General features: G+C 35.6%; 20 protein-coding genes. 11 read left to right on the top strand and 9 right to left on the bottom strand.

The genetic code is table 11. The annotated features are described in order from the left end of the window. The gene (locus AC23MC_RS13690; protein ID WP_487568907.1) at nt 1–1857 is read left to right on the top strand and encodes an OmpA family protein; all 1857 of its coding nucleotides are present in this window, start codon (nt 1–3) and stop codon (nt 1855–1857) included. 388 nt (nt 1858–2245) lie between these two features. Here the strand turns inward: AC23MC_RS13690 and AC23MC_RS13685 are convergent, their stop codons facing one another. The 3 genes from AC23MC_RS13685 to AC23MC_RS13675 are packed head-to-tail and all read right to left on the bottom strand — an operon-like array spanning nt 2246 to nt 7079. Next, nucleotides 2246–3622: a DUF5689 domain-containing protein gene (locus AC23MC_RS13685; protein WP_487568906.1), complete on the bottom strand. Its 1377-nt coding sequence runs from the start codon at nt 3620–3622 to the stop codon at nt 2246–2248. 6 nt (nt 3623–3628) lie between these two features. After that, nucleotides 3629–4261 (bottom strand): choice-of-anchor J domain-containing protein, encoded by a 633-nt coding sequence (locus tag AC23MC_RS13680; protein WP_487568905.1) that lies wholly within the window; start codon nt 4259–4261, stop codon nt 3629–3631. Nucleotides 4262–4271: 10 nt separating this feature from the next. Next, nucleotides 4272–7079 (bottom strand): carboxypeptidase-like regulatory domain-containing protein, encoded by a 2808-nt coding sequence (locus AC23MC_RS13675; protein WP_487568904.1) that lies wholly within the window; start codon nt 7077–7079, stop codon nt 4272–4274. A gap of 138 nt (nt 7080–7217) precedes the next feature. Between AC23MC_RS13675 and AC23MC_RS13670 the strand changes: the two genes are divergently transcribed. From AC23MC_RS13670 to AC23MC_RS13655, 4 genes are all read left to right on the top strand, one after another. Beyond that, complete coding sequence (locus tag AC23MC_RS13670) at nt 7218–8258, top strand: endonuclease/exonuclease/phosphatase family protein (RefSeq protein WP_487568903.1); 1041 nt, start codon at nt 7218–7220, stop codon at nt 8256–8258. Nucleotides 8259–8321: 63 nt separating this feature from the next. Continuing rightward, nucleotides 8322–8870: a 3-hydroxyanthranilate 3,4-dioxygenase gene (locus AC23MC_RS13665; RefSeq protein ID WP_487568902.1), complete on the top strand. Its 549-nt coding sequence runs from the start codon at nt 8322–8324 to the stop codon at nt 8868–8870. A gap of 254 nt (nt 8871–9124) precedes the next feature. Then, nucleotides 9125–10678 carry an L-piperidine-6-carboxylate dehydrogenase gene (gene amaB / locus AC23MC_RS13660; protein ID WP_487568901.1) on the top strand — a complete coding sequence of 518 codons (1554 nt, stop codon included), beginning with the start codon at nt 9125–9127 and terminating at the stop codon, nt 10676–10678. 118 nt (nt 10679–10796) lie between these two features. Then, the gene (locus AC23MC_RS13655; protein ID WP_487568900.1) at nt 10797–11174 is read left to right on the top strand and encodes a carboxypeptidase-like regulatory domain-containing protein; all 378 of its coding nucleotides are present in this window, start codon (nt 10797–10799) and stop codon (nt 11172–11174) included. A 164-nt stretch (nt 11175–11338) separates the two neighbouring features. Here AC23MC_RS13655 and AC23MC_RS13650 read toward each other — a convergent pair whose 3' ends face one another. The 6 genes from AC23MC_RS13650 to AC23MC_RS13625 all read right to left on the bottom strand — a co-directional run bounded on the left by AC23MC_RS13650 (nt 11339) and on the right by AC23MC_RS13625 (nt 15885). After that, nucleotides 11339–11911, bottom strand: coding sequence for a PhnA domain-containing protein (locus AC23MC_RS13650; RefSeq protein WP_487568899.1), 573 nt, complete (start codon nt 11909–11911; stop codon nt 11339–11341). 6 nt (nt 11912–11917) lie between these two features. Further along, a complete protein-coding gene (locus AC23MC_RS13645) occupies nt 11918–12415 on the bottom strand; it encodes a DUF6646 family protein (RefSeq protein WP_487568898.1) in 498 nt (165 codons plus the stop codon). 145 nt (nt 12416–12560) lie between these two features. After that, a complete protein-coding gene (locus AC23MC_RS13640) occupies nt 12561–13292 on the bottom strand; it encodes a metallophosphoesterase family protein (protein ID WP_487568897.1) in 732 nt (243 codons plus the stop codon). Then, a complete protein-coding gene (locus tag AC23MC_RS13635; RefSeq protein WP_487568896.1) occupies nt 13285–14436 on the bottom strand; it encodes a DUF5929 domain-containing protein in 1152 nt (383 codons plus the stop codon). The genes AC23MC_RS13640 and AC23MC_RS13635 overlap by 8 nt, the downstream gene beginning before the upstream one ends. Nucleotides 14437–14510: 74 nt before the next feature. Then, nucleotides 14511–14906: a four helix bundle protein gene (locus tag AC23MC_RS13630; RefSeq protein WP_487568895.1), complete on the bottom strand. Its 396-nt coding sequence runs from the start codon at nt 14904–14906 to the stop codon at nt 14511–14513. A 109-nt stretch (nt 14907–15015) separates the two neighbouring features. Then, entirely contained in the window at nt 15016–15885 is an 870-nt protein-coding gene (locus AC23MC_RS13625) for an aldo/keto reductase (protein ID WP_487568894.1), read from the bottom strand. Nucleotides 15886–16178: 293 nt separating this feature from the next. Here AC23MC_RS13625 and AC23MC_RS13620 point away from each other — a divergent pair, with 293 nt between their 5' ends. The 6 genes from AC23MC_RS13620 (at nt 16179) to AC23MC_RS13595 (ending at nt 22619) form a co-directional block, all read left to right on the top strand. Then, nucleotides 16179–17183 carry an AAA family ATPase gene (locus AC23MC_RS13620; RefSeq protein ID WP_112087072.1) on the top strand — a complete coding sequence of 335 codons (1005 nt, stop codon included), beginning with the start codon at nt 16179–16181 and terminating at the stop codon, nt 17181–17183. Between the two features lie 74 nt (nt 17184–17257). Next, nucleotides 17258–18124 (top strand): DUF58 domain-containing protein, encoded by an 867-nt coding sequence (locus tag AC23MC_RS13615; RefSeq protein WP_248436241.1) that lies wholly within the window; start codon nt 17258–17260, stop codon nt 18122–18124. Between the two features lie 47 nt (nt 18125–18171). Continuing rightward, nucleotides 18172–19782, top strand: a complete 1611-nt coding sequence (locus AC23MC_RS13610) for a hypothetical protein (RefSeq protein ID WP_487568893.1) — start codon at nt 18172–18174, stop codon at nt 19780–19782. Between the two features lie 2 nt (nt 19783–19784). After that, the gene (locus AC23MC_RS13605) at nt 19785–20786 is read left to right on the top strand and encodes a vWA domain-containing protein (protein WP_487568892.1); all 1002 of its coding nucleotides are present in this window, start codon (nt 19785–19787) and stop codon (nt 20784–20786) included. A 1-nt stretch (nt 20787) separates the two neighbouring features. Continuing rightward, nucleotides 20788–21831 carry a VWA domain-containing protein gene (locus AC23MC_RS13600; protein ID WP_487568891.1) on the top strand — a complete coding sequence of 348 codons (1044 nt, stop codon included), beginning with the start codon at nt 20788–20790 and terminating at the stop codon, nt 21829–21831. Beyond that, a complete protein-coding gene (locus AC23MC_RS13595; RefSeq protein ID WP_487568890.1) occupies nt 21828–22619 on the top strand; it encodes a tetratricopeptide repeat protein in 792 nt (263 codons plus the stop codon). Before AC23MC_RS13600 ends, AC23MC_RS13595 begins: the two co-directional genes overlap by 4 nt. The last annotated feature ends 2 nt before the right edge of the window (nt 22620–22621 follow it).

Genomic DNA, 22621 nt, shown 5'->3' with positions numbered 1-22621 from the left:
ATTCTAAGTATTGTAAGTTTAAGTCTTACACCACTTAGTGCACAGAACAAAGACACGCAAAAAGCCGACAAGCTTTTCAAGCGATTAGAATATGTTGATGCAGCACAAGAATACCTCAAGTTAACCGAAAACGGTAAAGCCGACGGGTATGTTTACAAACAATTGGCCGATAGCTATTTCAACACTTTTAACGCCTCGGAAGCCACCACATGGTATGCCAGAGCTGTTGAAACACCACAAGATGCCGAAACATACCACCGATATGCCCAAATGCTAAAGGCACAAGGCAAGTATGAAGAAGCCAACAAACAAATGCAAATGTTTGCTTCTAAGGCACCAAATGACCAAAGAGCGAAGGATTTTAAAGCCAATCCGAACTATCTCCCTAGTTTGCTTGACAAACAAAAGAAGTTTGACATTAAGCCATTGGACATTAATAGTGATAAATCAGATTTTGGAGCGGTATTGCACCAAAACAACCTTTACTTTACCAGTGCCAGAAACGGAGCCAGAAAGAATTATGGTTGGAACGAAGAACCATTTTTGGATATTTACAAAGCCACTTACAATGTAGATGGAACCATCACCAATGCAGAACAAGTAACTGACTTAAATTCAAAATGGCACGATGGACCTTCTTCACTTAGTGCAGACGGAAACACGATTTACTTTTCAAGCGAAAGCTTTAAAGAAAAAGGTGGTTTTGAAAAAGACAAATCCATCAATGCCAAATTAGGACAAGTAAACTTGTATAAGGCTACGATGGCCAACGGAAAATGGTCAAACATCACTCAGTTGCCATTTAACAGCAATACGTATTCAACCGGAAACCCAGCGTTGAGCAAAGACGGTAAAACGTTGTATTTTGCCTCGAACAGACCAGGTAGTATCGGTGGAACAGACATTTGGAAAGTAGCCGTTAATGCAGATGGCACGTATGGCGAACCGGAGAACCTAGGATCAAAAGTAAACACAGAAGGCGAGGAGAACTTCCCATTTGTAACGGAAGACAACAAAACGCTTTATTTCGCTTCCAACGGCAGACAAGGTTTTGGTGGATTAGATGTCTTTGCGTATGATATGACCAAAGGCGAATCAACCAACTTAGGTAAACCGGTAAACAGTGAGAAAGACGATTTTGCATTTTCGTTAAATGCAGAGAAAAACATCGGATTTTTATCCACTAACCGCTCAGGAGTAGATAATATTTACCTAGCCACTCCGGTTTGTGGCGTAGAAGTAACCACTATGGTTACCGATGCCAAAACAGGCAAAGCACTTGCCAATGCTAAAGTAGCGATTGTGGATGACAAGAAAAACGTGATTGCTATGGAAACAACCGGAGCCAATGGCGAGGTGGCATATTATGTTGAATGTAACAAAGCCTATACGATTCAAGCCTCGAGAGACGGTTATGAGAGTAACACCTTCCCGGTAGCAGCCAGCAAAGGCGAAGCAAGAAAAGTAGAAGCAGCCTTGAACCCAATTGATGTGATTGTAACGGAGACTGAAGTGGTTTTGAAACCAATATTCTTTGAGTTCAACAAGAGCAACATCACCCAAGAAGGAGCTTTTGAGTTAGACAAACTGGTTCAAGTCTTGAAAAACAACAAAGACATGGTTGTTTTAGCCAAAGCCCACACGGATAACAGAGGAAGCGACAGCTACAACTTAAGATTATCTGATGCAAGAGCAAAATCAACCGTTCAATACATTTTATCAAAAGGTATTTCGAAAGAGCAAATCTCAGGCAAAGGAATGGGTGAAACAGAACCAAAAGTAGACTGTAAAGAAGCTTGCACCGAAGAACAACATGCAGAGAACAGAAGAAGTGAGTTCTTGATTGTGAAGAAGTAGGCTAAACTTTATAAAATAAAGTATTTTTTAAAACCGGATTCTCATTAGAGAGTCCGGTTTTTTTGGTATAACTTAAAACTCTTTCGATATGTTTTTTGGATAGATACATATTTAATGTCTTGATTCTAGTAAATCTTCATCATATAAAAGGGAATTACTATATTTAGTTTACATTGGTAGTATAGAATGTTGAATTTCAAATATTTTAGTATACAATGATTGAATAATCTATTATCACAGATGACAATATGTATTTTAAATTCAAATTCGAAATTGAACGCTCTTTGATAGATTCTAATTATGTATTTTGGGCATTTAGAGCCAAAATTTAGCCATAAAAAAAGCGGAACAACATGTTCCGCTTTTTTGTGCTTTATAGTTAATCTATTTAATTAACAACAATATTATCTATTTGCATAGTAGTAGTGATTCCACCACCTGCACCAATATATTCAAATATAAAGAAACCATTACCTGTTAAAGAAGCTGGAATGTTGTAGTTTCCACTGTTTGTAAAGGTGGCAGGATAACCAGAAGATGATCCTGGAGACAAAGTAAAGTTAGATGTAATATCAACTAAAGTTGCATTGTTTATGTTTTCACCAGCAACATAATCAGTAGAATAATAAACTTTTAACACTGAACCATTTGCAAAACCTGCTTTGGATTGAAAAGACAATGTGTTTGCGGCAGTCATATCAACAGGAACGATAAATAATGATCTGTTACTTTCCGGAGTTCCGCCAAAAGAAGTCATTTGGATGTATTTATTTCCGCTAAAAGCTGTATTAGCCCAATATCTTGAACCAACGGGAGCATCATTAATATAGTTAGGAAATTGTCTGTTGCCTGGAGCAGTTGTTCCGTAGCTTTCAAAATTTTCAGTGAAACTACCTAAAAATTGAATATTATTTCCAACCAAAGGAGGACTCAAATCGATTTCTAATCGATCTCCTGAAAAGTCAACATCATTTAATGTTCTAATCATGAATTGGTAGTCACTGTTAAATTTAGTAAGCACACCTCTTAATTTACCATTTCCTGAAGGAATACCTTCTCCGGCAAATTTTGAATATTGACTAACCCTAACAATTATTTTATTTCCAAACTGATCTGTAACCTCGTGATTAGTTGCCCCACCAGGACTGTTTAATGATTCATCATAATATTTTTTCCCAACAGAAACATCTGTAAATTGAACATTATCAAACTCAATTAGCATATTTAAATACTGATTGTTCAAAGCTTGAGCAATCGTAAGGCTTTTCATTATTTGTTCTTCTTCTACATTTGTACAAGAACGTTTAATTACACTTTTATATTCTACACCAGAAATTCTTCCAACACCATTATTGTATGAAGAACCAATCACAGTAGAGGAATGTTGCAGGTTGAAGAAACGCTCGTTTAACTTGATTGTAACTTTTCTACCTGGTTCAAATTCGTTATACAAATTGTAGTTGTCAACAGGCATACTAAATCCTTTAGTTCCATCAAGCGAAACAAATGAAATAGATTTGTAAAAATTTCCTCCTTCATCACTTGAAGTAACATAAGCCTCAATATAGTCAGTTTGACCTTCTACAGCTGGCATATACTCAGTAGCCGAAGCAACGGCAACAGAAGTTATGTCTGTAACCTCTTTTGTTTTTGGGATATCAAAACAGTCTCCGGATAAATCTGGAGTGTTATAATCGTCACTGTTTACACAACTCAAAAGCGTTGCAAAAAGTGTCGCTGTAACTATTAATTTTATTTTTTTCATAGCTTTTTAATTTTCAAAAATTTTAATATTGTCTAATTGAAATGTAGTAGTCAAATTAGTTTGTCTGCTGCCTGTGTATTTAAAAGCAACTCTAACATTGTTGCTGTTATACATACTTAAATCAAGGACACCACTATTTATAAAAGCATCTACTTGTGAGGCATTTGGTAAAACCGGGCTTAATTGTGTCCAAGTTGCCGTTGTAATTCCTGCTACAGTTCCGTCATAATCTTCAGAAACGAAAACCGTTACTACTTCGCCTTCATAAAACCTAACTTTACTATCAAATGATAGAGCTTCATTGTTGGTGGTAGTAAAATCTAAAGCTGGAGTTATTAACCATACTTCATCATTCGGGTCGGTAGCAACTACCGAATAAAATGAAGAAAACTCAGCATATTTATTGTTACTAAATAAACGTGAATGCCATTTTCTTGACCCAACAGTGGCATGGTTAACCCAGCCATCTAAAGCAATTGCTATTTCGTTTGCTCCACTACCATTTGTAGTGCCTTCAAAAGTTTCGTTTAAGATCAATTCAACAACTCTTGGAATTGCAAAATCATCATCTTTTACGCAGCTTGAAAAAACTACTAATGTAAGTAGTAATATGCCTGTTTTTTTTAAGTTCTTTATCATAATGCAATTTTTAGAAATTAATGTAGAAATTTACGAAAAATGTTCTAGAGTAACCGTAGAAGTATCGTGGTCCAAAAGAAGGAGTACCGTTTGCGTTATCGGCAAGAAGGTCAGGATATGTTGCTTTTCTAGACTGTTCAAATCCACCTGTTTTATATTTAATGTCAAATAGATTATTTACAGAAGCAAAGAAACCAAATGTGTTTCTGTTTTTTCTGCTCAATCTCCATGATTTTCCACCTGTTAAATTAACAAGCGTAATAGGGTCAAATTTTTCTTGTCTAAGTGCTTCTCTAACTGTTTCTGCAGTAGCACCAGGATATGAAATACCTGTGTTGTCATCGATACTGAAATTGTCTGTTCTCATAATTTTTGATACGCTGATGTAACTATCATCTAAGTAATTTACATTGGCACCAATCCACCAAAAATTCGGATCTCTGTATTCAATCCCGAATGAGTAAGCTTGTTGAGGCATTCCCGGTTGACGATAATCTTTTAGATAGGTTGTTCCAAAGTCTTTAAGTGGGCTTTGTCCTAAAGAAGCTAAGTTATCATCACTTGTTTTTAAATTAGCATTGTCAGAATAGATATATTGACCATAAGAAGCTGCTCCGGTTAACTTAATAGTTGCTGTAACTTGATATTCTAAACCGAGTTCAGCTCCAAGATTTTGTTTTTCAACACCTGTAGCAATTTCTGTAACAAATGAATCTTCATCTCCGTCATTGTCTCCGATGTTTTCAGCATAAAAGAAAGCAATTTCAGTAGAGTTTTGAATTTTTGTATAATATCCTGTTAAACGTGCTTTTAATTTTGGTGTTCTGATGATATAACTTGCATCGGCACTAACTACAGATTCGCTTTGAAGATCTGGCGTAAATTCATTACTTCTTCTTGCGTTATAAAAAGAGCTTCTTAAAGTAGGAGCTTTTGTCATATAAACACCATTAAAGTCAAGCAAATGGCGACCGGTTAATTTGAATGTAACCCCACCTTTAAAACCATAGTTTTCAAAAACTTCTATTTTGCTTTTTCCAAATGAATTGGTAGCATAATTACCGCTTCTGTATAAGCCTTCTCTTTGAAAATCTGTTCTAGAGAATGTTTGAGCTAAATAGAAATCAACATTGCTATAACTAAACTTGAATTGTGTAAAAGCATCTGCAACATTTGCAAACAAATTATAATTATAACCAAAAGTGCCACCTTCGCCTATTTGAGCATTTGGATTATTTAAGTCAAATTGACTGTTTTCGCCTAAGAAAAATCTATCTACGTTTAAAAGGTAATCTCCTCCTAGCAAATCGGTAACAACTGCATAGTTATGTGATTTTAATTTTTTAAAGCTAACTCCGGCATTTAAAATAATATTATCTGAAAGTGTAGAATTTAATAATGAGTTAGCACTAAATTGTTCATCATCATTACGTTGTTCACTTAAAATAAATGCACTCTCACCAGTTGCCGTATTTTGGTTGGCAATATACATTGAGTTCCAATTAATTTGGCTATTGTTCAAAAATTCTTGACCCGCCAATACTGCCGATGGGTTTTCTGTAATAAATGAACCATCTGGTTGTTCTACCTCAACATAACTGTCAGGATTATTCAAATAGTAACTTGGAAGCTTTCTATAGTAAGTAGGATCTGGATTATTTCCTAATGGGTTTTCTAATCTGGAGTTAGAAATTCTTCCAACTTGATACGCCACATTTGTGTTTAAAGTAGTTTTAGTAGAAATTTTCCAGAAATGAGAAAGCATTGTAATTGGCTCTTCTACATCTTTATCTCTTGAATTTCTAATCTTTCCATCTTGATAACCCCAATAAGAATTATATTTTATTCCCATTAAATCATTAACCTCTTGCGTATTAGGAGAGTTTTTTCCTCTACTGTTTTGAGCATAAATTGAGGTTAAATTCAAACTATGTTTACTGTTGATTTTTTTCTCAACACTTGCAAAAAGAGAATTTGCACTATAATCAGTTCCTTCAAAATGACCTTCTTGAGCCCATCTTCTAGAAGCAGAAATAACATAAGCCCAGCCGTCCTGACTCATTCCTGATGCATGGGTTCCCATTGTCCTCCAACTGTAATTTGTGTTGGTTCCAGACATAGAAATTCTTGACCCTGGACGATAATGTGATGCTCTTGTGTTTATTTCTTGCGTTCCTAAAGCTCCTCCAAAAGTATAGTCTGAAGGTTTAGAACCCATTGTAAATTCTTGATTTCTTGTTGCGTCGTTCAAACCACCCCAGTTACTCCACTGTGGTCTCCCGTCATATAACTTGTTCATGGCAATACCATTAATCATGGTTGTAGCATGCTCATTGTCTAAACCTCTTACTCTAAATCGTGCTTGTCCCCAGTTAAATGCAGCTGTTTGCTGAAAAGCATCTCTTGAAGCCTGAAGTAATCCTGCAGTGTTTTCTGAACCACTGTTATCATCTCCCAAATCGTTTTCGGTGATTGTAATTAAACTTAATTGTTGTTCCATTGTAATGTCTTCTTCAAAAACAATTACGCCCAAATCAAGTATTTGGTTTTCAACAACATCAATAGATAAAAGTTGTCGGGTATATCCGTCACTTTTTACTTCTAACAGCTGATTTCCGGCAGAAACATTTTCTATAAGAAAAGTTCCATCAAACGACGTCAATTTCATTAACGTTGTGTTTTGAATAGTTACAACTACACTCTGTAATGGTTTTTGAGTTTTAGAATCAACCACAACACCCTTTACTCCGCCTGGGTTTTGAGAAAATCCTATGAACGCTTGCATTACAAGTAAAATACTAAAAACAAGTTTTTTCATAAATAAGATTATAATTATTTTTCTTTTTTGTTAAGTTAATTATTTCTTAACAGCCTGCAAATGTACATTATTTAATAATATTATTTACTTTTGGTGCGAAGTTTGTATCAAACTTGACAGTAATTTAATATACAATTTATGAAAATTAAACAATTTATTGCCGCTTTTCTTGTGATTTCCTCAATGAATAGTGTCGTTGCTCAGGACAAAAAATTTAAAGTGCATACCATCGCCTTCTATAACCTTGAGAATCTTTTCGACACAAAAGACGACGAAAATGTAAATGATGAAGAATATACACCGGCAAATGGTTGGACTAAAGAAAAATACCAGCAAAAATTAAGTAACCTCGAAAGAGTAATTTCTGAAATTGGCACAAGTGAACAACAATCCAATTCTCCTGTAGTTTTAGGTGTTTGCGAACTTGAAAACAGAGGCGTTCTCGAAGATTTAATCAAAATGCCAAAATTAGCAGCTAAAGATTATGGTATTGTTCATTACGATTCTCCGGACGGAAGAGGAATCGACACCGGTTTCCTTTACCAAAAGAAACATTTTACCCCAACCAGCTCAATGAACATTCCGTTAATAATTCAAAATATTGATGGAAGTGGAAAACGTGTTTATACCCGTGACCAATTATTAGTAACCGGTTTTTTAGATGGTGAAGAAATGCATTTCATCGTTAACCACTGGCCATCACGTTCCGGAGGCGAAAAAAGAAGTAGCCCTTACCGTGAAGCAGCCGGAGCTCTAAACAAAAAAATTATCGATTCGCTTCAAAAAATTAACCCTGATGCCAAAGTAATCACAATGGGCGATTTAAACGACGGACCTTATAATAAAAGCGTTAAAAAATTCTTAGGTGCAAAAGCCAAAAAAGAAGACGTTGAACCAGGCGGAACATACAACCCAATGGAAGAAATGTCTAACAAAGGAATCGGTTCGCTAGCGTATCGCGATGCGTGGGATTTATTTGATCAAATGATTTTCACAGAACCTTTTATCCGTAAAGATTATTCTTCTTTTCGTTTTTGGAAAGCAGGTGTTTTCAACAAACCTTATTTAGTGCAAACCACAGGTCAATATAAAGGTTATCCGTTGCGAAACTCACCCGCAGAACCAGGCTTTAGCGACCACTTTGCAGTGTATTCTTACCTTATTAAAGAAATAAAATAAATATAAAGCCGATTCAGTTCGGCTTTTTTTATTTCATAACTTTACATTTCTAATTCAAAAACCATGGCAATTCAAAAACCATTCAATCTCAATAAATGGATTGAAGAAAACCGTCACCTACTCAAACCGCCCGTTGGAAACAAAAATATGTACGTTGATTCCGGTGATTACATCGTCATGATTGTAGCCGGTCCAAACGCCCGAAAAGACTACCATTACAACGAAACCGAAGAACTATTCTACCAACTCGAAGGAAACATCACCGTTTATGTGCAAGACAACGGAGAAAAAATCGCCATGCAACTCGGTCCCGGCGATATGTTTTTATTACCCGCCAAAACACCTCACTCACCCGTGCGAGAAGAAAACTCAATAGGTTTGGTTGTCGAAAGAAAACGTATCGGACAAGAAATTCCCGACGGATTACTCTGGTTTTGCGACAATTGCAACCATAAATTATACGAAGTCTATTTTGAACTCAAAGACATCGAAAAAGACTTTTTAGCCCATTTTCAACATTTCTATAACTCCAAAGAACTCAGAACCTGCAAAAATTGCGGCACCGTTATGGAAACCGATCCCCGATTCGTCGCAAAAACAGACAACAGATAACAGACAACTGAGTTAGGGCAGACAATTCCCGCTGTCCGTTACAAGTTTTTCAAGAAAAATTAAGTTTTGCAAGCCACCCAAAGAGCTTCCTTTGGTCGCTTTTGGTTGGCAGCAAAACTAAAAATTTTTCTTGAAAAGCTTTCCACTACCATCGGGGCTGCAATTCACTGCTCAACAACAAAATCAGTTTTCAAAAAGAAAAAAAATCGGTATCTTCGCAAAATAATATAACAAAAACCTTTAAAAAAGTTATAATGTCAACAATCGCACAACAATTCGGCATGACCGAAGCCCTGGAAATATTAGGCATAAAACCCATCAATGAAGGAACTTCCACAGGAAACAACCATTTTTCCAATGGCGAACTCATCGAAAGTTATTCTCCCGTAGATGGTCAATTAATCGCAAAAGTAAGAGCATCCACCGCAGCCGATTACGAAAAAGTAATGCAAACTGCTACCGAAGCTTTTAAAACCTTTCGCCTAATGCCGGCACCTCATCGTGGCGAAATCGTTCGTCAGTTTGGCGAAAAATTGAGAAAATACAAAGAACCACTTGGAAAATTAGTTTCTTACGAAATGGGAAAATCACTCCAAGAAGGTTACGGCGAAGTGCAGGAAATGATAGACATCTGCGATTTTGCTGTTGGTTTATCACGTCAATTACACGGATTAACAATGCATTCAGAACGTCCCGGACACAGAATGTACGAACAATATCATCCGCTTGGCGTAGTCGGAATCATTTCCGCCTTTAACTTTCCGGTTGCCGTTTGGTCTTGGAATACCGCTTTGGCTTGGATTTGTGGCGACGTTTGCGTTTGGAAACCATCCGAAAAAACTCCACTTTGTGGCGTTGCTTGTCAAAACATCATTGCCGAAGTGTTAAAAGAAAATAATCTTCCGGAAGGAATCTCGTGTTTAATCAATGGTGATTACAAAGTTGGCGAATTAATGACGCACGATAAACGTATACCGTTAGTCTCTGCAACCGGTTCAACCCGAATGGGTAAAATTGTTGCTCAGGCTTGTGCCGCTCGTTTAGGCAATTCATTGCTTGAATTAGGTGGAAACAACGCCATTATTGTCACTCCGGATGCCGACATCAAAATGACGGTTATTGGAGCCGTTTTTGGAGCTGTTGGAACTGCCGGACAGCGTTGTACGTCAACCAGAAGACTTATAATTCACGAAAGTATTTATGATAAAGTAAAAGATGCAATTGTTTCTGCATACAATCAATTACGCATCGGAAATCCATTAGATCAAAACAACCACGTTGGACCACTAATTGATGTGGATGCTGTAGAATCATACAAAAAAGCCTTAGAAAAAGTAGTTTCCGAAGGCGGAAAATTAATCGTTCCGGGCGGTGTTTTATCCGGAGAAGGTTATGAAAGTGGTTGTTATGTAAAACCCGCAATCGCCGAAGCAAACAATTCATTTGAAATTGTTCAGCACGAAACCTTTGCACCGGTTTTATATTTACTAAAATATTCCGGCGATGTGCACAATGCCATCGAAATTCAAAATGGCGTTGCTCAAGGATTATCATCAGCAATTATGACTAATAATTTACGTGAAGCAGAAGCTTTTCTATCAGTTGCCGGTTCCGATTGCGGAATTGCCAACGTAAACATCGGAACTTCAGGAGCAGAAATCGGTGGAGCTTTTGGTGGCGAAAAAGACACAGGCGGCGGTCGTGAATCAGGTTCAGATGCTTGGAAAATCTATATGCGTAGACAAACCAATACAATCAATTATACCACAAGTTTGCCTTTGGCACAAGGAATTAAATTTGATTTGTAGTTTAAGAAAATAGAAAAAAGAGAAAAAAAACCCTGCAAATTTTATTATTTGCAGGGTTTTTTTACGCAACTTTTTCATCGTTTTAGCATCTACTAAGTAACCAAAAAAAAATAAACATATGAAAAAGATTTTTTTACTATTGGCTTGTACGCCTTTTTTACTCGCAACCAGCTGTGATGATGATGACGATGAAATCATTTGCACACAAGAAGCGAAATCTGGTTTAAACATCACCGTAAAAGATGCTGTAACCGACGAATTATTAACAACCGGAGTTACTGTAATTGCTCAAGATGGTTTATACACAGAAACCTTGGAACAGTTTCCAAACGAAGAAGTTCCTGTTTTTATCGGAGCTTGGGAACGAGTTGGAACGTATGTGGTAACTGTTTCTAAAGAAGGTTATCAAACATTTACTTCTCAACCAATTGTGGTAACTGCTGATGTTTGCCACGTAATTCCGCAACAAATAACAGTGGAGCTTCAACCTAATTAAGACTGTTTGTTTTGTTTTAAATACGAAAACCCTGCTAAGCTTAAAGTTTAGCAGGGTTTTTACTTCGTAATCTTGTCATTCCGACGAAGGAGGAATCTCAGTAAGTTTCGATTTGAGATTCCTCCTTCGTCGGAATGACAAACAATGCGTGAAGAAAATTTCAATTATTTCGTTTTCTTCACATACTGCGTCAAAATAAAAATAGTCTGGTTTTCAACTCTTCCTTCAATTAGATTTGCATCATCCCAAACTAATTTAATATTGTGAACAGCAGCACCGCGTTTAGCAGTAAAATTAGCACCTTTTACATCCAAATCCTTAATCAAAACCACAGAATCACCATCTTTCAGAATATTTCCGTTGGAATCTTTGTGAATGATTTTACCTTCTTCGTCATCGGCTTCTCCGGTTGCTTTTGCCCATTCTAAGGCATCTTCTTCCAAATACATCATCTCCAGTAAATCGTGGTTTTTTAATCGAGCTAACATCCGCCAAGACACAATTTGCACCGGTAGATGTTCGCTCCACATGCTTTCATTCAAACCACGCCAATCTTCAGGATTTGTTGTTTCCGGATTTTCGATTTGATTTTTTAAGTTTTGAGTAATTAAAAGACTGTTTTCTAAACTTTCTTCTGTTTTTGGAGGAACAGTATACACCACTAAATTTTCCTCTAAACCGCTGATTTCACATTTAGAATCACTGCGATCTCTTATTTTTTTTTCGGTTATACTCACTTTCGATTATAAATTAAAACAAGCTCCGATATTAAATTGAAATTGGTTATTCAATTTCTGATAACCAATAGGGTCATTGTCGTATGATGCAATTGGAAAACCAATTTCTGAAAATAATCCAAATCCTTCCGAAAAGAAGTAGCGAGCACCTACGTGACCACCAAAGTTTCTTAATCCTAAGTTTAAACCAGGATAAACATCAAAATTTGAAGGTAAGCCAATTACACTTCCAATGTTTGCGTTGAAACGAGCTTTTAAATCAAAGCGATCTTCAAATTTAGCACCTTCAAATCCTGCAGGCTCATCAACACCCAAAAGGTAACCTGTTTGTACACCAACTGACATGTTTTCGCCAATTCCGTAATCATAAAATAAAACAATTCCGGTTCCGTGGTCTTGAATATTGGCCCCGACCTGAAATTTTTGGTCTCCTTTTCCGCTATAAGCTTGTGCATTAGCTAAGAAACCACTCAAAATCAATCCAAATGTAAATAGTTTTTTCATATGTAGATAATTAATGTTTTTTTATAAGTCATATGGAATCGCTTTATTTTTATTGGTGTTTGCTCACGCAAACGTGTTGTTAATAGCGATTTCATCGTTATAAAATTTTTACAAATGTAAACAATTCTGTTTTAACATTAAACTACTAATTTCTTCCTTTTTCGTTTGGATAAAGTTGTGGCAAGGGCTCGCTTTGCCAATATTCCTTAGAATTAATATCTAAGATGGTAAGTGGACCATGAAAAGCAGCACCAGTATCAATATTCCAAACACAGGCTTTATTGATTGGAATGGTTTCGTTGATTCTTGTTGTAGGTGTATGACCTATATATATTTCATTGTATAAAGTGAATCGTTTGGGGTAGAATAAATTGTCTTTTGATAAAGTTGGATTTAAAGAAAGAGCGGTTTCCCACAACGTTCTATCCCAATAAAATAAACGAGGAAAATATTCATAAGCAATTCCGTTTACATTGGTAAAGCCGGCATGTATAAACAAGCGATTTTGTTCGTCTAAATAATAATCTTTTAACTGATTTTCTAAAAAATCAATATGCTCTAAACGAGTGGCGTCCGAAACTTTTTCATATGCATCAATAGTTGATTGACCGCCGTGCTTAAACCATTCTTGATTATAATCGTTTGTTTTTAAATAATTGAGTAACAATTCATCATGATTTCCTCTGATGAAAACACAAGGTTGTTTTTTGCTTAATTCTATTATAAAACTGATAGTTTGTGGCGATTCACTCCAACCATCAACATAATCACCCAAGAAAATTAAAGTATCATTTTTTGTGGCTTGGCTTCTTTCGAGCACTTGGTGTAAAGCACGAAGTCCTCCGTGAATATCACCGATTACAAATGTTTTAGTCATTGTTTTTATCATATTTTACCTTCCTCAAAATCCGCATAGTTTCTTTAAAATTTACATAAACCATCGGGTTTTCTACCATTTTAAGCAGCGGTTTGGCATCAATTAATTTTTGTTTGGCTTCTTCAAATCCGTTTAAATAACAAATCATTAATGTAGAAGGCAAATTTAGTAAATCCCGCTTTTCATTTTCGGATAAAGCAGTTCCTTTTTGTAATTTTTGCAACAAAGATAAGTTGGAATTATAAATATGAAACATCATTTTCCGATTGTATTGTGGGGGTTCAAACAGAAACTCGTTTTCAATTTTATAATAACCATTATCAAAAAAAGTCAGCGTTTGTTTTTCTAATGGATAATAACTCGTTTTATCATTTAAGCCAAGCGGAACATATTCGGTTATTGAAAAAGTTTTATCATCATATTCAATTGAAACTTCATCAAAAGCGGAATAAAACAGCTTGACTTGTTCGTTAATCAATTCAATATCCACTCGTGAATAAAAGGTTTTGTCGCGTACTTTTTTCTTATTTCCTGCCCAACAAACCACGAAAAGTTCTTTAAAAACGTGGTATTTTGTGGCCATATCTTTGTGCCGATTATTCATAAAATCTAAAACTCCTTCTAAAGTATAGGAAATGCTGTTTCGCGAATTATTTTCAATCCCAATCACCGTTTCGGTATTCATTTTAGAAAAAGGAATTTTGTCTTCGGTTGGAATAGAATTACTTCCTCTTCGTACAAAAACCGTTCGAGCCGGAATAGTATAAATCCCCTTTTTAAAAGCTGAAACCTTGCTGTTTGGTTTTATCGTGACCAAACCCACCACTTTATCTTTGGGTAAATTTGGAAACGGCACATTTTCATACTGAATTTTAGGCGGATTTTCTAAAAAAGCATTTACTAAATTTTGAATTCGACTGTCATCAAAAAAATCATCACCGGTAATTTCATTATCTTGGTCTTCAACCCCAACCACGATATAGGAATTATTAGTTGGGTTGGAATTCGACAAAGCACAAATATGTTTCAAAAACTTCGCTTTTCCTTCTTTAGTATGCAAATTCAACTGACGTTTTTTATCATAAAAACTACTCTCATCGTTGTGAGCTAGGAGGTTTTTGATAAGAAGGCGTTTGTTGATCATTTTAAAGTGCGGGTTGTAAAGTTACGAGTTGCGGGTTACGAGTTGCGGGTTAACTCGCAACCTGTAACCCGCAACTATTTTTTGTCAAACTTACTTCCGTTATTGTCAGATTTTACTAAGTAAGCCATAAACGAACCTATTTTTTTGCTTTCAGTAATTGTTTTCTCTTTTAAGAATTCAAATTCTTCTTCGGTTATATGTTTTCTGTCAAATGCTCTGTATAATTGTGATCTTAACTCGCCACAAGAACCTTTAGAATAGCTCAAAAAATTTATAAATTCTCGTCGTCCATTCCTTTCAAAACCCTCAGCAATATTATCCATTATTGAACCGGATGATCGATTCATCTGATTTTTTAATTCAAAGTCTTTTCCTAATGAAGTGTTTTCAAAAGCATTCCAAAGATCTTGACAAATTTCTCTACTTAATTGCCAAATTTCTAATTCTTCAAACGTATTAATTGTTGCCATTTTATAGTTTCTTTTTATGGATTATATGATGAACAATCTTAATCATAAAAAATATAAAATCCAAACTTTCAACCCATAACACGCAACCCGCAACTTTCCAACCCGCAACCTACGGAACCTTATTCCCCATACTTTCCGTCCAAATTTCAAACCAATCTTCTTTGTCTAAAATTAATTCGGATGCTTTTTGTAATTGTTGAATTCGGGCAACATTGACTGTACCGGCAACCGGGATAACTTTGGAAGGATGCTGCATAATCCAAGCCAGTAAAATGATATCAGAACCAAAGTGATATTTTTCGACCAATCGAGCTAGTAATTTTTTTAATCGCCGGGTTTGTTCGGTGTCTTCTCTAAAAATTGTTCCGAGAGGATTCCAAGCCATCGGACGAATGTTGTGAATTTGCATATGGTCTAAACTTCCATCCACCATCGGATCAAAATGCGTCACTGAAAACTGGATTTGATTATACGAAACCTTCGTTTTTTGCTGAATCAAATCGGTTTGAGAAGGCGTAAAATTAGACAATCCAAAATCTAAAATTTTACCCTCTTTTTTTAGTTTTTCAATCGCTTCGGCAATTTCATCGGCTTGCATTAACGGACTCGGTCGATGCAAAAGATACACATCCAGATAATCGGTTTTTAAATTTTTAAGCGAATTTTCTGCAGACCAAATAATGTATTCTTTAGAATAATCATAATGTTTGATTCTGTTTTGACGATTATCAGTTATTAATTGAATGCCACATTTAGAAATTAATTGAATTTTTGAACGATCAATTTTGTTTTGTTTAAAACCTTCTCCAAAAGTGGCTTCGGTTGTGTAACCACCATAAATATCTGCATGGTCAAAGGTGGTTATTTTATTTTCTAAACAAACAAGAATGAGGTTGGCCATTTCGGCTACACTTAAATTTTTGTCCCAAACACCCCAATTCATAGTTCCTGCCACAACAGGAGATAATGTAGTTTTCATTTTTTATATATTTTCAATTTTTAATAAAACACGGTTTTTTTAATTTAATGGATTCACTACGCTAGAAACCTGACACGAGCCCATAGGGCGACTGGCGAAGCAAACCTGAAACTTTCAAACCCGCACTTTTTTCTTATCGGTCTTAAAATTATAAAAACTAAATCACAAATCACTCTTAAAACCTATGATTTTATTGAAGTTTTAACGGTATGTTAACATCTTGAAACGAATAAAATTTTCAATTTGCACTGTTAATTTAAACATACTAAATTCGAGCTCTTAAAATAGGAATTATGGAAGAAAATACAACTACGCTAGACATCCGAGCGATTAATGAAAAAATTGAAAGAGAAAGTGCTTTTATCGACCTTCTTACCTATGAAATGAACAAAGTAATCGTAGGTCAAAAACACATGATCGAACGATTGTTGATTGGTCTTTTAGGTCAAGGTCATATTTTGTTGGAAGGTGTTCCCGGTTTGGCAAAAACGTTGGCGATTAATACGTTGTCACAAGCTGTTCAAGGTTCATTTAGCCGAATTCAGTTTACTCCGGATTTATTGCCAGCCGATGTGGTTGGAACAATGATTTACAACATCAAACAAAATGAATTTTCGATAAAAAAAGGACCTATTTTCGCCAATTTCGTCTTAGCCGATGAGATCAACCGTGCTCCTGCAAAAGTGCAATCAGCTTTGTTAGAAGCGATGCAGGAAAAACAAGTAACGATTGGTGACACGACTTTTAAATTAGACAAACCGTTCTTGGTTTTAGCTACTCAAAACCCGATTGAACAAGAAGGAACGTATCCGTTACCGGAAGCTCAAGTCGATCGTTTTATGCTGAAAACTGTGATTGATTATCCTAAAATGGAAGACGAGCGATTGGTAATTCGTCAAAATTTAAAAGGAAGTTACGAAAAAGTAAATGCCGTGATTTCCATCGATCAAATTTTACGTGCTCAACAAGCGGTTCGTGAAGTGTATATGGATGAAAAAATTGAAAAATACATTTTGGATATCATTTTCGCTACACGTTTCCCTGAAAAATATAAATTAGAAAGTTTAAAACCGTTAATCAGTTTTGGATCATCTCCTCGTGGAAGCATCAATTTAGCCACAGCCGCAAAATGTTACGCATTTATCAAACGTCGTGGTTATGTAATTCCCGAAGATGTGCGTGCCGTGGTTCACGATGTATTGCGTCACCGTATCGGAATAACCTATGAAGCCGAAGCAGAAAACATCACTTCGGTTGAAATCATTAATAAAATTGTGAACGAGATTGAGGTACCTTAATAAGTTGCGAGTTGAAAAGTTGCGAGTTGAAAGTTTTAACCCGTAACCCGTAACCCGTAACCCGTAACTAAATTATGGAAACAAAAGACTTACTCAAAAAAGTACGAAAAATAGAAATCAAAACCCGAAGATTGAGCGATCATATCTTTTCGGGAGAATACCATACGTCGTTCAAAGGTCGTGGGATGACTTTTTCAGAAGTTCGTCAATATCAATTTGGTGATGATGTTCGAGCAATCGATTGGAATGTGACCGCACGTTACAACGAACCGTATATCAAAGTGTTCGAAGAAGAACGAGAGTTAACGATGATGTTGATGGTGGACATTTCAGGTTCTGAAAGTTTTGGCACAAAAAATCAATTGAAAAGTGAAATTGTGACTGAAATCGCTGCAACAATGGCATTTTCAGCAACTCAAAATAACGATAAAATTGGTTTGATTTTGTTTTCCGATGAAATAGAGCTTTACATTCCGCCTAAAAAAGGAAAATCACACGTGTTGAGAATCATCCGTGAGTTGATAGAATTTAAACCAAAAAGCAATAAAACAAATATTACAAATGCGTTGAAATTTTTATCGAGTGTGATGAAAAAGAAAGCAATTGTGTTTTTCATATCTGATTTTATTACGGATGATAATTACGAACACACCTTAAAAATCGCCGGAAAAAAACACGACATCACCGGAATTCGTGTGTTTGATATTCGAGAAGAAAAAATGCCAAACATCGGAATGGTGAATATGTTGGATGCTGAAACGGGCGAAACGATGTTAGTGAATACCAATTCGAAATCCATCCGAATGGAATATGAAAAATATTATCGCGAGAAAGTAACTTTTTTCAAAGAAACTTTTTCAAAATGTGGTTCAGGAACAGTAAATACAAGAGTTGACGAAAGTTATGTGACTAAATTATTAACTTATTTTAAATCAAGATAATCATAAGTAAATTTCAAAAAATTTTGTAAATCGCTGTGAAACAGACAATGAAAATTAAATTATATATCTTTTTTCTACTTATTTCAACCTTCGTTTTTGCTCAACAAAAAAGAGTAACTACTTCGGTTGACAGCACCAAAGTTAAAATTGGTGCACAAATTAATTTAACCTTCAAAACAACGGTGGATACACTTTCAAAAGTGGCTTTTCCGGAAGGAAAATTATTTGGAAGTTTAGAAGTGTTAGAAAGTTATCCCACCGACACCATCAAAGAAAACGATAAGTATCAGCTTATCAAAAAATATGGTTTAACGCAATTTGACAGCGGAAAATACACGATACCATCGTTAAAAGTCATCATCAATTCAAAACCATTTGCGACCGATAGTGTTTTGGTAGAAATTCTTCCGGTTGTTGTCGATACATTAAAGCAACACATGTATGATATCAAAGATATTTCGACCGTTCCGAACGACTATTCGAATTGGTGGATTTATTTGTTGATTGTAATCGGAATTGCCGGAATTGGTTATTTGATTTATTTTCTGATAAAGAAATATAAAAAACCGGCAGAAGAAGAAATTGTTTATGCTACCCCGATTGAAAAAGCAACAGCTCATCTAAAAACATTAGAAAAAAAGAGCTTGGTTGAACGGGGTGAAGTAAAAGAATATTATTCTGAATTGACTGATATTGCTCGAACGTATATTGAAGAAGCCATCGAAATTCCCGCAATGGAAAGTACGACAGATGAATTGATTTCTGCTTTCAAAATTGCGATTGTCAAAAAGAAACTTTCGCTAACAGAAGAGACCATCAAAAATTTGGAAAAGGTTTTAAAACAAGCCGATTTAGTAAAATTTGCGAAATCAAAACCATTAGAATTTGAAATTGCCGATGATAAAATTAAAATCGAAAAAACAATTTTTAAAATTCATCAATCCATTCCGGAAGAAATCGAAGAAGAAGAATTAGAGGACAACGAAGCCAATCAAGCGAAAATTTTAAAACGAAAAAAAGCGAAGAAGAGAACACTAATAATTGTTTCAGTAGTTGTTGTTTTATTTGTTTCATTAGGTATTTTAGTTGCCGTGAAAGGTTTCGACTTTTTAAAAGACAACATTCTTGGTCATCCAACTAAAGAATTATTAGAAGGCGAATGGGTTTCAAGTCAATACGGAAATCCGGCCATTAAAATAGAAACGCCAAAAGTGCTTCAACGAATGGATGTTTCCAAAATGATGGGCGGACAGCAGTCGGAAATGACAGATATGCAACTATTTGGCTACGGAGCAATGATGGATCATTTTTATATTGCCGTCATGACCACAAAATTGAAACAAGATATAAAAATTGAATTAGCCCAAGCATTGGAGGGTTCACTAAAAATGATGGAAGCCAACGGTGCTCAGAATATCTTAGTGAAACAAGAAAGTTTCAGTACTAAAGAAGGTATTGAAGGATTAAGAGGCTACGGAACCATGAATATTTTAGATCCAATAACCAAAAAAAGCAGAAAAGCCTATTACGAAGTAATGTTCTTTGGTCAAGAAGGCGGATTGCAACAAGTTATTGTACTGCACGAAGAAGGCGATGAAGTTGCCAACGAAATAACAGAGCGAATTATGAATTCGGTTGAAATTGCCATAATAAAATAACTATGGAAAACATCACTTTTTTACATCCACAGTTTTTCTGGTTGTTCACCCTTCTGCCGGTGGCAATCGCTTGGTATATTTGGAAAAGAAATAAACAAACGCCTACTTTAAAAGTAAGTTCATTAAAAGGTTTTAAAGTAAAAAGTTCTATTTTACCCAAATTGAAACCGTTGTTGTTTGCGATGCGAATTTTGGCTCTTAGCTTTATCATTGTAGCATTAGCTCGTCCAAGAACAGTAGATGTTAGCAATAAAACCAAAACCACTCGCGGTATTGATATTGTGATTGCCACCGACGTTTCCGGAAGTATGTTGGCCAAAGATTTAAAGCCAAATCGATTAGAATCATTAAAAAAAGTGGCGGCAAACTTTGTAAAGGACAGACCGAATGACCGTTTCGGAATTGTGGTCTATGCCGCAGAAAGTTATACTAAAACTCCCGTAACCAGCGATAAATCCATCGTAGTTGAAGCCATCAAAAGCATTAATTATGACAATGTTCTCAAAGACGGAACCGGAATCGGGATGGGATTGGCGACCGCTGTGAACCGTTTAAAAGACAGTAAAGCCAAAAGCAGAATCGTTATTTTGTTAACCGATGGTGTAAACAATGCGGGGTTTATTGAACCTGAAACTGCCGCTGATATCGCAAGAGAATACGGAATTAAAGTCTACACGATTGGTCTTGGTACAAATGGAATGGCAGAATTCCCGTATGCGTATGCACCAAACGGCGGATTTTTATTTCAAATGATGCCGGTTGAAATTGATGAAGCATTAATGAAAAGCATCGCCAAAAAAACCGATGGAAAATATTTTAGAGCCACAAGCAACAGTAAATTAGAGGAAATCTATAACGAAATCAATAAGTTAGAAACAACCGAAATAGAAGAACAACGTTTTTACAATTACGACGAAAAATTCCGCCCATTGATTTGGATTGCAGGCTTGTTATTGTTGATAGAAATTTTATTAAAACAAACCATTTTTAGAGGTTTTATATAATATGTATTCACAAATAGACGAAAAAATATATTTATACTTTTTAGCTGTTATCCCAATAATAGTGATACTTTTTTTGATCAATTTATATTGGAAAAGAAAAAAGCAACGCGAATTTGGCGATGTTGAATTAGTTAAAAAGCTCAGCCCTGAAAAGTCGGTTTTTAAGCCGGTTTTAAAAATTACGGTTCTACTTTTAGCTTTGGCGAGTTTAATAATCGGCTTAGCCAATCCAAAAATTGGTACTAAAATGGAAACCGTGAAGCGGGAAGGAATAGACGTGGTTTTTGCCATCGACGTTTCCAAAAGTATGCTAGCCGAAGACATGGCACCCAACCGATTAGACAAAACAAAACAAATCGTTTCACAAATCATTAATCAATTGGGTAGCGACCGAATCGGAATGGTGGCTTATGCCGGAAGTGCATTTCCAGTGTTGCCAATTACAACCGATTATGGTGTGGCAAAAATGTATCTGCAAGGCATGAATACCGACATGGTTTCGTCGCAAGGAACATCGTTGGAAGAAGCAATTAAATTATCTGCGAATTATTTCGATAAAGGAAATGCTACGAATAAATTAATTATTCTGATTTCCGATGGAGAAGATCATTCCGATGGGGTAGATGGAGCCATTGAAGAAGCTCTTAAAATAAAAGCAAAAGTAATCACTATTGGTGTTGGAACAGAAAAAGGCGGACCTATTCCGATTAAAAGAAATGGCGTTGTCGAAAATTTCAAACGCGATAGAAATGATGAAGTTGTAGTTACAAAAATGAATGCCGAAATTCTAAAACAAATTGGAAAAGGAACAAAAGGAGGTTTTGTTTATGGTGGAAATACTAAAGATGTGCTGGATTATGTGAAAAATGCATTAGATAACATCGAAAAAACCGAATTTGAAACCACACAAGTAGCCGATTTTCAATCGCAGTTTCAATGGTTTTTAGGCATAGCTTTTGCATTGTTGTTTATCGATATTTTTCTGTTAGAAAGAAAAACAGGCTGGATTAGTAAGTTGAATTTATTTAATGAAAAGGAATCATGAAGCAAATAGTTTTTTTAATTAGTTTATTATTTTCTTTATTTACTTTCGCTCAAGAAGAAGTAAAGAAAGAGAAAGATAAAATTTTACCCAAAGCAAATGAAGCTTTTGCTGAAAAGAAATACTCAGAAGCAGAAGCACAATACCGTATTTCCAATTCTAAAGGTTTATCCGGTGCGGCACCATCTTATAATTTAGGAAATTCTATTTACAGACAAAAACAGTTTAGCGAATCAAAATATGCGTATTCCCAAGCGTTTGAAAAAGCAACCACTAAAGAAGAAAAACACAAAGCATTGCACAATTTGGGGAATGTTTATATGAAAGAAAAGCAATATAGCAAAGCTGTTGAAGCGTATAAAAACGCCTTGCGAAATAATCCTTCCGATGAGCAAACCCGCTACAATTATGCCTTAGCGAAAGAATATTTGAAAAATAATCCTGAAGATCAAAACCAAGATAAAAAAGACGATAAGAAAGACGACAAGAAGGACGATAAAAAAGACGACCAAAAACAAGACAAAGGCGACGGAGATAAAGACAAAAAGGACGATAAAAAAGAAGGCGACAAAGACAAAGGAAAAGGCGACAACAAAGAAGATAAGAACGAAGGCGATCAGAAGAAAGATCAAAATCAAGGTGGTGAACCAAAACCACAACCTTCCGGAATTTCTAAAGAAAGCGTCCAAAATCTCTTAGATGCCGTAAATAATGAAGAAAAGAAAGTACAGGAAAAAGTAAATCTTCAAAAAGTAAAATCAAAACCTGTTCAAACGGAAAAAGACTGGTAATT

This window comes from Flavobacterium sp. T50_26, assembly GCF_057652995.1.
Note: the sequence above shows the minus strand (reverse complement) of the source record. Positions and strands in the feature narration are given on the sequence as shown.

Bases quoted from the DNA above. Each gene is read 5' to 3' on its own strand.
- AC23MC_RS13605 (WP_487568892.1), top strand. From the start codon at position 19,785: ATGGAAAACATCACTTTTTTACATCCACAGTTTTTCTGGTTGTTCACC.
- AC23MC_RS13600 (WP_487568891.1), top strand. From the start codon at position 20,788: ATGTATTCACAAATAGACGAAAAAATATATTTATACTTTTTAGCTGTT.
- AC23MC_RS13640 (WP_487568897.1), bottom strand. From the start codon at position 13,292: ATGACTAAAACATTTGTAATCGGTGATATTCACGGAGGACTTCGTGCT.
- AC23MC_RS13680 (WP_487568905.1), bottom strand. From the start codon at position 4,261: ATGATAAAGAACTTAAAAAAAACAGGCATATTACTACTTACATTAGTA.
- AC23MC_RS13595 (WP_487568890.1), top strand. From the start codon at position 21,828: ATGAAGCAAATAGTTTTTTTAATTAGTTTATTATTTTCTTTATTTACT.
- AC23MC_RS13645 (WP_487568898.1), bottom strand. From the start codon at position 12,415: ATGAAAAAACTATTTACATTTGGATTGATTTTGAGTGGTTTCTTAGCT.
- AC23MC_RS13625 (WP_487568894.1), bottom strand. From the start codon at position 15,885: ATGAAAACTACATTATCTCCTGTTGTGGCAGGAACTATGAATTGGGGT.
- AC23MC_RS13655 (WP_487568900.1), top strand. From the start codon at position 10,797: ATGAAAAAGATTTTTTTACTATTGGCTTGTACGCCTTTTTTACTCGCA.
- AC23MC_RS13615 (WP_248436241.1), top strand. From the start codon at position 17,258: ATGGAAACAAAAGACTTACTCAAAAAAGTACGAAAAATAGAAATCAAA.
- AC23MC_RS13665 (WP_487568902.1), top strand. From the start codon at position 8,322: ATGGCAATTCAAAAACCATTCAATCTCAATAAATGGATTGAAGAAAAC.
- AC23MC_RS13620 (WP_112087072.1), top strand. From the start codon at position 16,179: ATGGAAGAAAATACAACTACGCTAGACATCCGAGCGATTAATGAAAAA.
- AC23MC_RS13675 (WP_487568904.1), bottom strand. From the start codon at position 7,079: ATGAAAAAACTTGTTTTTAGTATTTTACTTGTAATGCAAGCGTTCATA.
- AC23MC_RS13610 (WP_487568893.1), top strand. From the start codon at position 18,172: ATGAAAATTAAATTATATATCTTTTTTCTACTTATTTCAACCTTCGTT.
- AC23MC_RS13670 (WP_487568903.1), top strand. From the start codon at position 7,218: ATGAAAATTAAACAATTTATTGCCGCTTTTCTTGTGATTTCCTCAATG.
- AC23MC_RS13685 (WP_487568906.1), bottom strand. From the start codon at position 3,622: ATGAAAAAAATAAAATTAATAGTTACAGCGACACTTTTTGCAACGCTT.
- AC23MC_RS13635 (WP_487568896.1), bottom strand. From the start codon at position 14,436: ATGATCAACAAACGCCTTCTTATCAAAAACCTCCTAGCTCACAACGAT.
- AC23MC_RS13630 (WP_487568895.1), bottom strand. From the start codon at position 14,906: ATGGCAACAATTAATACGTTTGAAGAATTAGAAATTTGGCAATTAAGT.
- amaB (WP_487568901.1), top strand. From the start codon at position 9,125: ATGTCAACAATCGCACAACAATTCGGCATGACCGAAGCCCTGGAAATA.